15 protein-coding genes are annotated in these 12,431 nt (G+C 68.7%); 4 read left to right on the top strand and 11 right to left on the bottom strand.

The window, feature by feature from the left end; translation table 11 throughout:
• Positions 1-25 precede the first annotated feature (25 nt).
• The gene (locus Pka01_RS14305; protein WP_203883211.1) at positions 26-694 is read left to right on the top strand and encodes a potassium channel family protein; all 669 of its coding nucleotides are present in this window, start codon (positions 26-28) and stop codon (positions 692-694) included.
• The gene (locus Pka01_RS14310) at positions 694-1,353 is read left to right on the top strand and encodes a potassium channel family protein (RefSeq protein WP_203883212.1); all 660 of its coding nucleotides are present in this window, start codon (positions 694-696) and stop codon (positions 1,351-1,353) included. Before Pka01_RS14305 ends, Pka01_RS14310 begins: the two co-directional genes overlap by 1 nt.
• A gap of 45 nt (positions 1,354-1,398) precedes the next feature.
• On the opposite strand, the gene Pka01_RS14315 is transcribed toward Pka01_RS14310, so the two are convergent.
• From Pka01_RS14315 to Pka01_RS14335, 5 genes are all read right to left on the bottom strand, one after another.
• A complete protein-coding gene (locus Pka01_RS14315; protein WP_203883213.1) occupies positions 1,399-2,073 on the bottom strand; it encodes a DUF3159 domain-containing protein in 675 nt (224 codons plus the stop codon).
• Positions 2,074-2,089: 16 nt separating this feature from the next.
• On the bottom strand, positions 2,090-2,482 hold the full coding sequence (locus Pka01_RS14320) for an OB-fold nucleic acid binding domain-containing protein (RefSeq protein WP_203883214.1): 393 nt from the start codon (positions 2,480-2,482) through the stop codon (positions 2,090-2,092).
• Between the two features lie 147 nt (positions 2,483-2,629).
• On the bottom strand, positions 2,630-3,295 hold the full coding sequence (locus tag Pka01_RS14325; protein ID WP_203883215.1) for a DUF3710 domain-containing protein: 666 nt from the start codon (positions 3,293-3,295) through the stop codon (positions 2,630-2,632).
• A 44-nt stretch (positions 3,296-3,339) separates the two neighbouring features.
• Positions 3,340-3,777, bottom strand: a complete 438-nt coding sequence (dut, locus tag Pka01_RS14330) for a dUTP diphosphatase (protein WP_203883216.1) — start codon at positions 3,775-3,777, stop codon at positions 3,340-3,342.
• 11 nt (positions 3,778-3,788) lie between these two features.
• Positions 3,789-5,018, bottom strand: a complete 1,230-nt coding sequence (locus tag Pka01_RS14335; protein ID WP_203883217.1) for an AI-2E family transporter — start codon at positions 5,016-5,018, stop codon at positions 3,789-3,791.
• A gap of 690 nt (positions 5,019-5,708) precedes the next feature.
• Here Pka01_RS14335 and Pka01_RS14340 point away from each other — a divergent pair.
• Complete coding sequence (locus Pka01_RS14340; protein WP_203883218.1) at positions 5,709-6,002, top strand: DUF4235 domain-containing protein; 294 nt, start codon at positions 5,709-5,711, stop codon at positions 6,000-6,002.
• On the opposite strand, the gene Pka01_RS14345 is transcribed toward Pka01_RS14340, so the two are convergent.
• From Pka01_RS14345 to Pka01_RS14365, 5 genes are all read right to left on the bottom strand, one after another.
• A complete protein-coding gene (locus Pka01_RS14345; protein ID WP_203883219.1) occupies positions 5,999-7,375 on the bottom strand; it encodes an alpha,alpha-trehalose-phosphate synthase (UDP-forming) in 1,377 nt (458 codons plus the stop codon). The genes Pka01_RS14340 and Pka01_RS14345 overlap by 4 nt on opposite strands.
• Before the next feature lie 211 nt (positions 7,376-7,586).
• Complete coding sequence (locus Pka01_RS14350) at positions 7,587-8,339, bottom strand: hypothetical protein (RefSeq protein WP_239114968.1); 753 nt, start codon at positions 8,337-8,339, stop codon at positions 7,587-7,589.
• Positions 8,340-8,360: 21 nt separating this feature from the next.
• Positions 8,361-8,660, bottom strand: coding sequence for a DUF4193 domain-containing protein (locus Pka01_RS14355; RefSeq protein ID WP_030505490.1), 300 nt, complete (start codon positions 8,658-8,660; stop codon positions 8,361-8,363).
• A gap of 260 nt (positions 8,661-8,920) precedes the next feature.
• Positions 8,921-10,354 carry a sensor histidine kinase gene (locus tag Pka01_RS14360; RefSeq protein WP_239114969.1) on the bottom strand — a complete coding sequence of 478 codons (1,434 nt, stop codon included), beginning with the start codon at positions 10,352-10,354 and terminating at the stop codon, positions 8,921-8,923.
• Between the two features lie 29 nt (positions 10,355-10,383).
• A complete protein-coding gene (locus tag Pka01_RS14365; protein WP_203883220.1) occupies positions 10,384-11,037 on the bottom strand; it encodes a response regulator transcription factor in 654 nt (217 codons plus the stop codon).
• A gap of 241 nt (positions 11,038-11,278) precedes the next feature.
• Here Pka01_RS14365 and Pka01_RS14370 point away from each other — a divergent pair, with 241 nt between their 5' ends.
• Positions 11,279-11,443, top strand: coding sequence for a hypothetical protein (locus tag Pka01_RS14370; RefSeq protein WP_203883221.1), 165 nt, complete (start codon positions 11,279-11,281; stop codon positions 11,441-11,443).
• Between the two features lie 67 nt (positions 11,444-11,510).
• On the opposite strand, the gene Pka01_RS14375 is transcribed toward Pka01_RS14370, so the two are convergent.
• Entirely contained in the window at positions 11,511-12,287 is a 777-nt protein-coding gene (locus Pka01_RS14375) for an inositol monophosphatase family protein (RefSeq protein WP_275414467.1), read from the bottom strand.
• Between the last annotated feature and the right edge of the window lie 144 nt (positions 12,288-12,431).

Consider the following 12,431-nt stretch of genomic DNA (forward strand, 5'->3'; position numbering starts at 1 on the left):
CGCCACAAACCCACGGCGGGAGAGTATGCATATCGTGATCATGGGATGCGGGCGGGTCGGATCGACCCTCGCCCACATTCTCGAGGACAACGGCCATTCGGTCGCCATCATCGACCGCGACCCGCAGGCCTTCCGCAGGCTCCGTGCGGGCTTCCGCGGCCGGCGGGTGACCGGCATGGGCTTCGACCGCGACGTGCTCGGGGAGGCGGGCATCGAGTCGGCCGCCGCCTTCGTCGCCGTCAGCAGCGGCGACAACTCCAACATCATCTCCGCGCGGGTGGCGCGGGAGATGTTCGGAGTGGAGAACGTCGTCGCCCGCATCTACGATTCCCGCCGCGCCGAGGTGTACCAGCGGCTCGGCATCCCGACCGTCGCCACCGTCCGGTGGACGGCCGACCAGATCCTGCGCAGGGTCCTGCCCGAGGGCGCGGAACCTCTCTGGCGCGACCCCACGGGCACCGTGATCCTGGCGGAGGTCCCCTTCCACCCCGGATGGATCGGCTCCCGCGCCATGGCCGTCGAGGGCGTCGCGGGTGCCCGCGTGGCCTTCGTCAACCGCATGGGCGAGGCGCTGGTGCCGAAGGAGGACACCATGATCCAGGAGGGCGACATCCTCCACCTGATGGCGGCCGAGAACGAGATGGAGCGGATCAACAAGGTGTTGTCCAGCGCGCCGTCGGACGAGGAGCACTGATGCGCGTCACCATCGCGGGCGCGGGGGCCGTGGGCCGCTCCATCGCGGCCGAGCTGCTGGAGAACGGCCACGACGTCCTGCTCATCGATATCGACCCCCGAGCCATCAAGATCGACAGCGTCCCGCGGGCCGAGTGGCTCCTCGCCGACGCCTGCGAGATCTCCTCGCTCGACGAGGCCGGGCTGAACGGCTGCCAGGTGGTGATCGCGGCCTCCGGCGACGACAAGGTCAACCTCGTCGTCTCGCTGCTCGCCAAGACCGAGTACGGCGTGCCGCGCGTGGTCGCGCGCATCAACCACCCGAAGAACGAGTGGCTGTTCAACGAGTCGTGGGGGGTGGACGTCGCCGTCTCGACCCCGCGTCTGCTGTCGGCGCTGGTCGAGGAGGCCGTCAGCGTCGGAGACCTGGTCCGGCTGATGACCTTCCGCCAGGGCCAGGCGAACCTCGTCGAGCTCACCCTCGCCGACGACGCGCCGGTGGTCGGGCAGCGGGCGGGTTCGGTGCCGTGGCCGGAGGACGCCGCCCTGGTCGCCATCCTCCGCGAGGGCAGGGTGCTCGTCCCCTCCGTCGACGATCCGCTGGAGGCGGGCGACGAGCTGCTCTTCGTTGCCAACCAGGAGGTCGAGCACGAGCTCGCCCAGCTGCTGTCCTCGCACTGAGCGGATGATCGCTGGACGTGGCCGCCGCGTGACGCGGCGGCCGCGTCAGGCCGCCGGCTGAGCCGGGCCGGGCTGTATGGGGGTACGGCCCCTGGCGAGCAGCCAGAGCATCGCGGCGAGCCCGGCCACCTGCAGGGGCCAGCCGAGCGCGAGCTTGGCGACGCCGAGGGGGGCCACCAGGTCCGCCCAGTAGAGCGGAAGCTGCACCACGACGCGCAGCAGACAGGGCAACATCAGCAGCCACGTCAGCCGGGTGCACAGGCGCACCAGGCCGGGATCCTTGTGCCAGGCGGTCGGGTCGCCGGTCACCGATCCGACGAGGAAGCCGACGATCGGCCAGCGCAGGATGATCGACAGGAGCATGCCCGCGGCGTAGATGCCGTTGTAGTAGATGCCCGGCAGGAAGACGTCCTTGGCCTCACCGGTCCTGGACGCGAAGAATGCGCCGATTCCGATGCCGATGAGGCTGTTGAGCACGAACTGCGGCGTGCTCCGCTGGACCAGCCGTACGAGCAGGAGGGCCACCGCGGCGGCGATGCTGACGATCAGCGAGAGCTTCAGCTCTTCCGTCGTGATCCACATCCCGGTGAAGACGACGGTGGGAACCGCCGCCTCGACGATTCCCCGCTTGCCGCCCAGCGCCTTCGACAGCTGGGCACGGACGGCCGACTCAACGGTTGCGTGCGCCTCCGGCGCGGCCGTCGTGTCCGCTGTGCTCATACCGTCTCCTGAATGATCAAGGGCCACCCGCGGGGCGCAGCTCGTAACGAGGATTGAACATGACCTTGCGGCCGTCCTGGAAACTCACCAGGCCCTCGGCCCGTACGACGCGGCCGGGCTCGATCCCGACGATCTTCCGGCGGCCCAGCCAGACCAGGTCGATCACGTCCGACCCGTCGTACAGCTCGGCCTCCAGAGCGGGCGCACCCCCGCGCGGCCGCAACGTCACGGTACGTAGCGTACCCGCCACACAGAAGCGGCGCCGTTCGCCACACGCGGCGATGGGAGTGGCCCCCTGCCGTCCCAGATCCTCCTGCAGCTCGGCCGCCTCGAGGTCGGCCTGGCTGGTGGCCAGCCGCTGAAAGAAGCCCCGCAGTCCGCCACGTTTGGCAGGCTCCGGCGTGCTCATCGGTCGCTCACCAGCTTCCCAGCTCGCAGTTAAGAGGACCCGTCATCATGCCTTCAAGCGTAGGGGACGCTCTCATCGCAGACTACTTGAGCACATCCGAAGCCTAAAGGACAAGAATGGAGGATCTCCGCATCACGGACAGGATGGTCAGCGGGTCTCGGTGATCTCCGGGCCGCGCTCGAACGGGAACTTCGGCTGTTGCGCGGCCTGTTCCTCCATCGCCTGCCTGGCCTCAGCCGGCAGCCTGAGCTGGATCGGGTCCTTGGGCGCCATGGGCTCGTCGCCCCGGACCACCACGATGTCCCTGACGACGTTCTCCAGGGTCTCCGCCACGGCCGGGTCGACGGCCGCGCGCCCGCTGATGACCGCCCTGAGGAACCAGCGGGGGCCGTCGATCCCGATGTAGCGGACGGGCTGCGGCTCCTGGCCCTGCGTGGGGACCATGGCCGCCAGTTCGACGCCGAACGGGCCCTCGTGCTCCTGGACCGTGCCCCCCACGTTCACGACTTCACGGGACAACTCAGCGCGGACCTCGTCCCAGATGCCGCTGCGCTTGGGAGCCGCGAACGCGTGCACCTGGAGGGCGCTCTCGCTCACCAGGACGAGCGCACCGTCGATCTGGTCCCCCGCCAGGCTGAGCTGCACCTCGAAACCCGGGCCGATCGGGAGGTGGAGACCTCCGAGGTCGACCCGCTCGGCCTCCGGGTAGCCCTCCTGGGCGTCCCACGGGCCCGATGTCCGCGCGGGAGCGGGCCGGTCCTCCGAGACGGCCGGTGCCGCCTCCACCTCCGCGCCTCGCCTGCGTCGGAACACGTCCTTCACACTCCTCTGTCTGCAGTGCCGCGATCTGTCGGCTCTCAGCTACCGGTGGATCCGAACCCGTCGGCGCCGCGCGCCGATCCGGGCAGGCGCTCCACCTCATGAAAAGCGGCCTTCTCCACCCGCTGGACGACCAGTTGCGCGATCCGGTCGCCGCGCTTGAGCCGTACCGCCTCTTTGGCGTCGGTGTTGATCAAGGTCACCTTGATCTCGCCGCGGTACCCCGCGTCGACCGTCCCCGGCGCGTTCACGAGCGTGACGCCGTACTTGGCGGCCAGCCCGGAGCGGGGGTGGACGAACGCGGCGTAGCCGTCGGGAAGCGCGATGGCGATCCCGGTCCCCACCACGGCCCGCTCTCCGGGCAGCAGCTCGACGTCCACGGTCGCGCGGAGGTCGGCGCCTGCGTCGCCCGGGTGGGCGTACGACGGCAACGGAAGCCCGGCGTCCAGGCGATGGATCAGGACTTCAACGCTCATGACGCAAGACCCTACCCGTTGTGCTGCGGAGACACCGCCCCTCCCGCGCTAGACGACGGTTGATCCTCATCCGTGGCGGTGGGTTCGGGGATCGACGGTCTCGAGCGTTCCGGGGAGGGCTCCGAAGCCTGCGGGGGGACGTCCGGCGTGGCCTGTGGAGGGTCGTCCGCGGGGGGCGGGGCCTCGGACCGCCGTCTCAGCTCGGGCAGCGCGCGGTAGATCACCGCGGTCACGGGCACCGCCACGGCCGCTCCGGCGATTCCGCCCAGCACACCGCCGATGGCGAGGACCAGGATGATCGCGAGAGGGTGGAACGCCAGGGCGCGGCCGACGATGAGCGGCTGGAGGACGTGGTTCTCCAGTTGCTGCTCGACGACGAGGACTCCCACGAAGATCAGCGCGTACACCCAGCCCTGCGATCCGAACGTCACGAGGGTCGCGATGGTGCCCGCGAAGAAGATCCCGACGATCGGGATGAAGCTGGCCAGGAACACCACCACCGCCAGCGGCGCCCAGAGCGGGACCTGCATGCCGGCGAGGACGACGCCGATGACGATTCCGTGGATCGCCGCGACGGCCACGGTGCCGTGGACGTAGTGGGAGATCGTGACCCAGGCGGCGCGACCGGCGCGGTCGACGCGCGGCGAGGTGGAGCCGAACGCTCGCAGGAACCAGGCCCAGATGCGGTCGCCATCCTTGAGCAGGAAGAACGTCACGAACAACATCAGGACGATGGAGGTGAGCACCTCGACGATCGCGGTGGCACCCGTGAGCAGCGTGTCGGTGATCTGGCTGCGCTGGTCGTTGATCTGCTGCGTCAGCTGGTCGACCATGTCGGCCAGCTGGGCCTCCTTGAGCTGGAGCGGCCCATGGAGCAACCAGTCCTGCACGCTGCGGGCGGTGAGCTGGATCTGCTCGACCAGCCGCGGGAACTCCTCGTTGGCCCGCAGGCCGATCATGAAGCCGACCCCGACGATGATCGCCAGGCCGAACAGCATGGTGATCCACGTCGCGTAGATGGGCCGCAGGCCGAAGCCGCGCAGCCGCCTGGTCATCGGGAGCAGAAGTGCGGTCAGGAGGAAGGCGATGGCCACCGGCAGGACGACGAAGCTCAGCCGCCCGATGATCAGCGCGAACACATAGATCATCGCGCCGAGCAGCAGCATGCGCCAGCTCCATGCGGCCAGCGTGACGAGAACGCGGGGAACGGCCGCGTCTTCACGCTCCTTAGGCGAGATCACGCGTCAAGCCTGGCATGTTCTCCGCCCCGGCGCGCACGTGTTTCCGCTCACGCTCCGCATTTCCGAATGAACACACCCCCTGGGACACCCCTCTGGGTCGAGACCTGGTTGGGACCGACCCCCTGGGCTGGGATCTGGGTTGGGAACACACGGGCCTGGGCTGGGACCGCACCCCCTGGGCCGGGACCTGGGTTGGGAACACACGGGCCTGGGTTGGAAACCTGGGTGTGATCATGCACACCTTCGTGCACTCCCGCCCCGACCACCCCCTCACTTGGGGTGATCATGCACAGATTCGCGAAACACGCCCCGACCTGCTCGTTTCCACTTCGTGATCATGCACAGATTCGGTGACGTGCCCGCCGACCTGCGCGAACGGCATCGGTGATCTGGCAACGACAACGACATGCCAGATCACGACAGGTCCCGGACCAGCCCAGGGAGCATGCCGGCGAATCCGTGCATGATCACGCGCGGCTTCACTCCAGGCCAGGAGCCTGCGCGCGAATGTGTGCATGATCACGCCCGGCGGTGGGGCAGGTCAGAGCCCACATCCGCGAATGTGTGCATGATCACCCCCAAGAGGGGGGCAGGTCGGCGTGCAGATCTACGAATCCGTGCATGATCACGCCGAATGGCGTGGCGGGGGTTGGGATGGGTAGACACTATGGTCATCACCGAGGAGGAACCATGGCGGACATTACGCGGGCTGACGCGGACAAGCCCGACATGCAGTGGCGGATCGTGGGCGGTCTCGTGGGGCTCGCCGTGGGCTTCGCCTCACGCAAGGTGCTCTCGTACGCCTGGGAGAAGTCGACGGGCAAGAAGCCTCCGGCCAACGTCGACTCCCCCGAGATCAGCCTCGGCGAGGCCATCGCCTATGCCGTCGTGATGGGTCTCGGCATGGAGGTCGCCCGCATCGTGGCGACCCGCGCCGCCGCCCGGAAATGGCGGTCGTGGAAGGACGCGGCGAAGGACCTCTAGTGCGCCTCGAGGGCGGTGAGGAAGTCGCTGGCCCACTTGTCGACGTTGTGCGTCGCGACCCTGCGCCTCAGTGAACGCATCCTGCGGCCCAGCTCGTGCGGGGTCGCCCGCATCGCCGAGAGCATGGCCCGTTTCATGCCCTCGATGTCGTACGGATTGACGAGGAACGCCTGCCGCAGTTCGTCGGCCGCCCCGGCGAACTCGCTCAGCACCAGGGCGCCCCGCAGATCGTGCCGGCACGCGACGTACTCCTTGGCCACGAGGTTCATGCCGTCGCGCAACGGGGTGACCACCATGACGTCGGCCGCGCAGTAGAGCGCCGCGAGTTCGGCCTTGCTGTACGACTGGTGGAGATAGGTGATGGGCTGGCTGCCCAGCATGCCGTGCTCGCCGTTGATCCGCCCCACCTTCAGCTCGATGTCGTTGCGCAGCCGGATGTACTCGGCGACCCGCTCCCGCGTGGGCGTGGCCACCTGGACGAACGCCGCCTCGCCCGGCTTGACCGTGCCGTCGCCGAGCAGCTCGCCGAACGCCTTGAGCCGCTGGCCGATGCCCTTGGTGTAGTCGAGCCGGTCCACGCCGAGCAGCACGTGCTCGGGATCGCCGAGCTCGGCCCTGATCTCCTTGGCGCGGGCCTGGATACGCGGCTCGCGGACCATCTGGTCGAGCTCGCCGAAGTCCACGGAGATCGGGAACGCCTCGGCCCTGACGGTCCGGCCGTCGACGTAGATCTCGTTGCGGTGGTACTGCAGGCCGAGGAGGCGGCGGCAGAGCCGGATGAAGTTGGAGGCGCCGCCGGGACGCTGGAATCCGACGAGGTCGGCGCCCAGCAGGCCCTCGAGGATCTCGCTCCGCCAGGGAAGCTGCCAGAACAGCTCGGCGGGCGGGAACGGGATGTGCAGGAAGAAGCCGATCTTCAGGTCGGGACGCAGCCGGCGCAACATGGCGGGCACGAGCTGGAGCTGGTAGTCCTGCACCCACACGACGGCGCCGGGCGCGGCGGCGTCGGCGGCGGCGCGGGCGAACCGTTCGTTGACCGCCCGGTAGGCGTCCCACAGCACCCGCGAGTAGACCGGGGTCGCGACCACGTCGTGGTAAAGCGGCCACAGGGTCGCGTTGGAGAAGCCCTCGTAGTAGAGCTCGACCTCCATGGCGGACAGCGGCACCGGGATCAGATGCATGCCGTCGTCGTCGAACGGCTTCAGCTCCTCCCCCGCGGCTCCGGTCCAGCCGAGCCAGGCGCCGTCGCGCCGCTGCATCACGGGCGCGATCGCGGTGACGAGTCCGCCGGGGCTGCGCCGCCATTCCTTCTCGCCTACGCGGTCCACGGGAAGCCGGTTCGCGACGATCAGAAACGCGCTGGTGCCATGCATGAAGCCCCTCCAGGGTCGGCTGTGCCTCACCATATGAAAGGCCGCTGCGATCGCCCATACCCGCAAGAACGTGCACAATTCATCAGGGACGGTGTGAGGATGATCTCACGCAGCTCACAGCCGTCGCCCAAGAGGTTTAGACCAATCCGCCACACTTCGCTACCGGGCTTTCCCGGTCCTGCCGCGGATCAGATGGGGGACGGACCGGAAATCAGGCGGGAGGCAGGGCCCGTTGCCGGCGCAGATCGGCTCGTACGGCTTCCGCGAGCCTCTTGGTGGCCGCCCTGTTGAGCGCGCCTCCGGCGATCGCGCCGGTGAGGAACGGGCCGAGGGTGGTGAGATGCCTGCCGAGCGTCCGCATGAGGCGGTTGCGCAGGGCCGTCTTCGCCGCCGCCCCCAGGGCGAAGGTGGCCGAGCCGGGCGTGAGGGGGTTCACTCCACGCTGCTTCGACCAGGCCATGGTGTAGGCGGCCGCCCGCTGGGAGCCGTTGCCCTGGACGGGCACGCCGTACACCTCGTGCAGTTCGGCGAGGAGCTTGACCTCGATCGCGGCCACGACCAGCGTCTCGGCCACGAGCTGCGCCGGAGCGGACAGCAGCAGGGGCGGGGCCGCGAACTCGGCGGCGGCGAGGGCTCCCCCCACCGCGCCGATGGCCGTCGTCGCCTTCGCCGCCGTGCGGACGAGGTCGTCGGCCAGTTGCTCTCCCGTCAGGCCGTAATGGTGTTCCTGCAGGGTCTCGTAGTCGCGGATCGGCAGCCGCTGGGCGATGCTGACGAACATGTCGGCCAGCCATCGCCCACGCCCCGAGCCTGACACACGGGCGTTCTTCGCCGACGTCGCGAGCGCCTTACTGAGGCGGCCGAGCAGCCGTCGCCGCTCGGCCCCGTCCGCCTCGTCAGGGGCCACGAGCTTGCCGACCAGGTCGGCGACCTCTTCGTTCGATCGATCCGTTTCGGGAGTCAACGGACCCTCCTCAAGAGACTCCTAGGCCGCGCACTCTCGGCAGACCTGCTGACCGTTCTTCTCGGAGGCCAGCTGGCTGCGGTGATGCACCAGGAAGCAACGAGAGCACGTGAACTCGTCCGCCTGCCGCGGAATCACCCTAAGAGACAGCTCCTCGTTGGAGAGGTCAGCCCCCGGCAGCTCAAGCGACTCGGCGAGATCCGTCTCGTCGATGTCGATGCTGCCCGACGACTTGTCGCTGCGCCGCGCCTGAAGCTCCTGAAGGCTGTCCTCATTCAGGTCGTCATCAGTCTTGCGCGGGCTGTCGTAGTCGGTTGCCATTTGCGTACTCCATCCCCCTCATCTATCTGTCTGCGCCTACGTCGCGCGTCTTCAACGCTCGGGAGGCGGAAATTGTGCCCGTCGCCGCCGGGAGATTTGCAATCGGTACCCGCATGGACGAACACTCAACCTCCCAACACGAGAGGGGCATCCCGTACTAGGCCCTGGTTAGCCAAATATGGCGAAAACCACAGTATCGACGGTATGACCCACCGCGTTTCGACGGCACATCCAACCACATGTGCGGCGCTGGCGCTCCATCAGCGCGCCGACTGCGTCCCACCGGTGGTCACCCCCGCCCCCGACAGACGCACCGTCATCACGAGGCCTCCACCGTCACGGGGGACGGCGTTCACCGATCCGCCATGCGCGCGGACGATCCCGCGCACGATGGACAGGCCCAGTCCCGCGCCTTTGGCCGACTGGATCCTGTCGGCGTTCAGTCTCCTGAACGGCTCGAACAGGCTGTCCACCTCGTACGCGGGAACGTGTGGTCCCGTGTTCGCGATCTGAACAACGGCACCCCCACCGACAATTCCCGTCCGGACCCAGACTTTTCCGGAAGGTCCGGCATTGTGCTTGATGCCGTTCTCGATCAGGTTCGAAAGGCAGCGTTCGAGAAGAACCGGATCACCTGTCGTGAGCGCGGGATGAAGGTCGTATTCGACGGCGATCTCTTCCTCTTCCGCGAAGGTGGCGAGTTGCTCGATCGCCGTCCTGGCGACCTCCTGAATGTCCACCGGTTTGCGAACGGACAACTCCCGATCGCTCCGGGCGAGCAGCAGCAGTCCCTCGATCAGACGCTCGTTGCGCGCGGTGGTCCCCAGGAGCGTACGGCCGAGCACCTTGAGGTCTTCGGACGCCTCGGGGTCGGCGAGCGCGACCTCCAGGACCGTCCGGTTGATGGCGAGAGGCGTCCTCAGCTCGTGCGAGGCGTTGTCGACGAACCTGCGCTGGGCGTCGAAGGCCGCGTTGAGCCTGATCAGCATGGCGTCGAAGGTGTCGGCGAGCTCCTTGAGCTCGTCGTCGGGGCCGGTCAGGTCGATGCGCTCGTGGGCGAGCGAGGTCTCGGACAACTTCCGAGCCGTCGCCGTCATCTGCTTGATCGGCCGCAGGGCCCGGTCCGCCACGATGTATCCGAGGATCACCGCGATGATGCCGACTCCCAGGAGCGCCAGGAGCCCGCGGGTGATCAGCGCGCCGAGCACCGCGTCGCTGACGGAGGCGTTCCTGTAGCTGATCTCCTGCTCCCAGTAGTCGATGAGCCACTGGGGCGTGTCGCCGGGGACGGTGAGTCGTACGCCCAGGGCGTTGGACAGCACCGGGCGCACCAGCAGGTACATCACGAGCAGGAGCAGGGCCCCCGCCGCGAAGAACAGGGCGCTGTAGGTGAGCGTCAGCCGCCATCGGATGCTCATCCGGTCCGACAGGGCCTTGGCCTGGTCGAGAAGGCTCACCTTCACAGGATGGGCCACGAGCGGCGGTGGCCCGTCCCAGACGGGAGGTCCGCTGGGCGGCGGCGGGACCTGACCGCGGAACTGGCCCCCCGATCGCCGGCCCGGCCCGGCGGGCGGCTCCTCGCCCGGCTCGGCCGTGTGCGGCGCCCCTGCGGCCGGGTTCTCCGCCCCCTGCCCCGGGCGGGCGCCGGACTCGACCGACTCCGGGAGAGCGCCGGGCTCGTCCGGTCCGCTCACCGTCTCACCTCGAGTCCCCCGTGATCGGCTCACAGCCGGTATCCCACCCCGGGGACGGTCTCGATGACCTGGGGTTCACCGAGCTTCTTGCGCAACGTCATCATGGTCACCCGTACGACATTGGTGAACGGGTCGATGTGCTCGTCCCACGCCTTGTCGAGAAGATCCTCCTGGCTGACGACGGCGCCCTCGGCGCGCATCAGCTCCTCGAGGACCGCGAATTCCTTCTTGGTCAGCGCGATCTCCCTGTCGCCTCGCGCGACGAGCCGCTTGCCCGGGTCGAGGCGGATCCCCGCCCGCTCGAGCACGGGAGGCAGGGGCGGCGCCGACCTGCGGCCCAGCGCCCGTACGCGCGCGACCAGCTCCAAGAAGGCGAACGGCTTGGCGAGATAGTCGTCGGCGCCCAGTTCCAGGCCCTCGACCTTGTCGTCCACGTCGCCGGCGGCCGTCAGCATGATGATCCGCGAACCCGACCGCTGGGTGACGAGCTCGCGCGCCACCTGATCACCGTGGACCTTCGGCAGGTCGCGGTCGAGCACGATCACGTCGTAGTCGATGTAGCCCGTCTTCTCCAGCGCGGCGGCACCGTCGTACGCCACGTCCACGGCCATCGCCTCCCGGCGCAGCCCGGTCGCGATGGCGTCCGCGAGCACACGCTCGTCCTCCACCACAAGAACGCGCATCTGGGTCCTCCTCAGCTGGAATGACGCCCTCATTCTCCCAACACCCGGCGTAAGCCTGCGGTAAGCGGTTCCCCGCGATCACGTGATGCAGAGCACATGATTTGGGTGGTTTGGGACAAGCCCGGCGGTGGGTAATGGGGGGCTACACCCCAAATTGTCGTGTGCCGGGGAAGGCGTACCCTCCCCAGGATCCGCTGCGGGGTCCGCGCGCGGCATGTTTCGCTCCAAGAAAGAAGGTGAGATGGGCGAGTTCACCAGCACGATCGAAACCAGGCTCGACCAGGCCTACAAGGGTCTCGAGGAGGCCAGGTCGAGTGGAGACGCTTTCCTCGCCGACGCGCTCACCGCCGAGATCGAAGACCTCCGCCGCCTGGCCGACGATCACGGCATCCCGATCCAGCGATAAGACGGCATCAAAACTCAAGGGGGCCCACCGGTGCGGTGGGCCCCCTTCGCCGTTCTCGGGACGGCGCTCAGTCGTGGTCGGGGTCCAGCGGGATCAGCAGATCGCGCAACTCCTCGAACAGTTCGGGCGCCGCGGACATGATCAGGTCAGGATGGACCGGCCAACCGCGCAGGCCGCCGACCCTGGCGCCGGCCTCGGCCGCGATCAACCCGCCCGCCGCGTGGTCCCAGTAGTTGGTGCCGCGCTCGAAGTACGCGTCGACCCGGCCGGCGGCGACGGAACACATGTCGACGGCGCAGGAGCCCGACCTCCGGATGTCCCGGATTCTCGGCATGACCTGGGCCAGCACCTCGGCCTGGACCCGCCTCCGGTCGGCTCCGTAGCCGAAACCGGTGGCCACGAGCGCCCGGTCGAGGGGGACGCCGGTGTTGCAGCTCAGGCGCTCGCCGTCCAGCCACGCCCCCTCACCCTTCTCGGCCGTGAACAACTGGCCGCGGGGCACGTTGTTCACCACTCCGGCGACGATCTCGCCGTCCACCTCGACGCCGATGCTGACGGCCCAGTCCGGCAGGCCGTACAGGAAGTTGACGGTGCCGTCGATGGGGTCGACGACCCAGCGGACGGCGCCCTCACCCGGCGTGTCGCCGCCTTCCTCGCCGAGTACGGCGTCGCCGGGGCGCGCCTGGGCGATGCGGCTGCGGATCAACTCCTCGGCGGCCTTGTCCAGGGCGGTCACGATGTCGGTCGGGCTCGACTTGGTCGCGAGGACCTCGGGCCGCGGGGGACGCTTGGCGAGGAGCATCTCCCCCGCCTCGCGGGCGATGTCGACGGCCAGCGTCAGCAACTCCCCCGCCGTCCCCCCTCCGCCGTGATCATGCGCGGGCCCCCCTTGGGGGTGATCCTGCGCGAGTCCCCCTTGGGGGTGATCATGCACACCTTCGCGATCAACCACTGTGACCTGCCCCCTCACATTTCGTGATCATGCACA

It is taken from the genome of Planotetraspora kaengkrachanensis (genome assembly GCF_016862895.1).
GTDB classification, from domain to species: Bacteria; Actinomycetota; Actinomycetes; order Streptosporangiales; family Streptosporangiaceae; genus Planotetraspora; species Planotetraspora kaengkrachanensis.

Bases quoted from the DNA above. Each gene is read 5' to 3' on its own strand.
- Pka01_RS14355 (WP_030505490.1), bottom strand. From the start codon at position 8,660: ATGGCAACCGACTACGACAGCCCGCGCAAGACTGATGACGACCTGAAT.
- Pka01_RS14365 (WP_203883220.1), bottom strand. From the start codon at position 11,037: ATGCGCGTTCTTGTGGTGGAGGACGAGCGTGTGCTCGCGGACGCCATC.
- Pka01_RS14315 (WP_203883213.1), bottom strand. From the start codon at position 2,073: ATGAGCACAGCGGACACGACGGCCGCGCCGGAGGCGCACGCAACCGTT.
- Pka01_RS14305 (WP_203883211.1), top strand. From the start codon at position 26: ATGCATATCGTGATCATGGGATGCGGGCGGGTCGGATCGACCCTCGCC.
- Pka01_RS14310 (WP_203883212.1), top strand. From the start codon at position 694: ATGCGCGTCACCATCGCGGGCGCGGGGGCCGTGGGCCGCTCCATCGCG.
- Pka01_RS14340 (WP_203883218.1), top strand. From the start codon at position 5,709: ATGGCGGACATTACGCGGGCTGACGCGGACAAGCCCGACATGCAGTGG.
- dut (WP_203883216.1), bottom strand. From the start codon at position 3,777: ATGAGCGTTGAAGTCCTGATCCATCGCCTGGACGCCGGGCTTCCGTTG.
- Pka01_RS14320 (WP_203883214.1), bottom strand. From the start codon at position 2,482: ATGAGCACGCCGGAGCCTGCCAAACGTGGCGGACTGCGGGGCTTCTTT.
- Pka01_RS14370 (WP_203883221.1), top strand. From the start codon at position 11,279: ATGGGCGAGTTCACCAGCACGATCGAAACCAGGCTCGACCAGGCCTAC.
- Pka01_RS14345 (WP_203883219.1), bottom strand. From the start codon at position 7,375: ATGCATGGCACCAGCGCGTTTCTGATCGTCGCGAACCGGCTTCCCGTG.